Origin of the sequence: Bradyrhizobium cosmicum, assembly GCF_032290525.1 — a bacterium.
Lineage (GTDB): Bacteria > Pseudomonadota > Alphaproteobacteria > Rhizobiales > Xanthobacteraceae > Bradyrhizobium > Bradyrhizobium cosmicum_A.
Genome location: NZ_JASXTA010000480.1, coordinates 1 through 246, shown reverse-complemented (window position 1 = coordinate 246; position 246 = coordinate 1). Strand labels below are relative to the sequence as shown.

The 246-nt window shown below is 69.1% G+C and carries 1 protein-coding gene; it reads left to right on the top strand.

Features of this window, described 5'->3' with window-relative positions:
* A partial coding sequence (locus tag QSV46_RS40635) for a transporter associated domain-containing protein (protein WP_314964376.1) occupies nt 1–246 on the top strand: 246 nt, incomplete at both ends.

The following is a 246-nucleotide window of genomic DNA, read 5'->3' as shown; positions in this document are numbered from 1 at the left end:
CCTCGGGCCTGGTGTCGCTCGAGGACGTCATCGAAGAGATCGTCGGTGAGGTCAGCGACGAGCACGACAAGCTGCACGACGCGAGCCGTCACCTGCCCGACGGGTCCTGGACGGTGCCCGGGCTGTGGCGCCCCGACGAGGTCGTCGATCGCATCGGCGCGCCCGTGCCCGACGATCGCGCCTACGAGACGCTCGGTGGTTACGTCATGCAACAGGTCGGCCGCATTCCCGAGGTCGGGGACGAAC